Origin of the sequence: Streptomyces natalensis ATCC 27448, assembly GCF_000935125.1 — a bacterium.
GTDB lineage: Bacteria > Actinomycetota > Actinomycetes > Streptomycetales > Streptomycetaceae > Streptomyces > Streptomyces natalensis.
In genome coordinates, this window is the sequence record NZ_JRKI01000050.1 from 1 (window position 1) to 1,071 (window position 1,071).

Annotated in this window: 1 pseudogene; it reads left to right on the forward strand. The window is 63.2% G+C overall.

From position 1 onward, the window contains the following. Positions 1-20 precede the first annotated feature (20 nt). A pseudogene (locus SNA_RS29895) lies at positions 21-1,045 on the forward strand (IS481 family transposase). Positions 1,046-1,071: the final 26 nt, after the last annotated feature.

The following is a 1,071-nucleotide window of genomic DNA, read 5'->3' on the forward strand; positions in this document are numbered from 1 at the left end:
TATAAAACTGCCGGACATTGGTGACACATGGATCTCCGACTACGACGGAGCCAGCCATGCCCCCTTCACCGCAACAGCAGCAGGATCGCCGGGCCCAGCGACGTCTGGCGGTCCTGCGCCACGCCGAGGAAGTCACTGGGAATGTCTCGCTGACCTGCCGGTACTACGGGATCAGCCGCAACTGCTTCTACAAGTGGCAGCGGCGCTACCAGGAGGAGGGCATCGAGGGCCTGCGCGACCGTTCCAGCGCACCGCACCACAGTCCCCATGCCACCGACGCCGACATCGTGAACAAGATCGTCTACCTGCGGCAGAACTACCACTTCGGCCCGATGAAGATCCGGATGTACCTCCAGCGGTACCACGACATCGACATCGCCTGCTCCGCCGTCTACCGCATCCTCAAGCGGCTGGGTCTCAACCGGCTGCCCGCATCGCAACGCTACAAGCGCCACGACAGGCGCTATACCCGCTACGAGAAGCAACTGCCCGGCAACCGGGTCCAGATTGACGTCAAGTTCATCGAGCCGATCGGCGCGCCTGCCCCGACGGCCCAGCAGCCGGCCCCCGTCGTCGGCACGACGCCCAAGGTCCGCCGTCGGGCCAAGTACTACCAGTTCACCGCGATCGACGACTGCACCCGGCTGCGCGTGCTGCGGATCTACCCTCGGTGCGACCAGAAGACAGCCGTCCAGTTCCTGGACTACGTCCTTGAACGACTGCCTTTCCGCGTCGAGGTCATCCAGACCGACAACGGCGCGGAGTTCCAGTCCGCCTTCCACTGGCACGCGCTCGACAATGCATCGCCCACACCTACATCAAACCGGCATCCCCGCACCTCAACGGCAAGGTGGAACGCTCACACCGCATCGACGCCGAGGAGTTCTACCGCATGCTCGCCGGTGTCGTCATCGACGACACCGGCAAACTGAACGAAAAACTCCGAGAATGGGAGGACTACTACAACTACCACCGCCCGCACGGCGCTCTCGGCGGCCAGACTCCCTACGAACGCCTGAAGCAGAAGACTCAGACCCAGATGTAACCAAGCTCTGGCAGATGCACACCTAG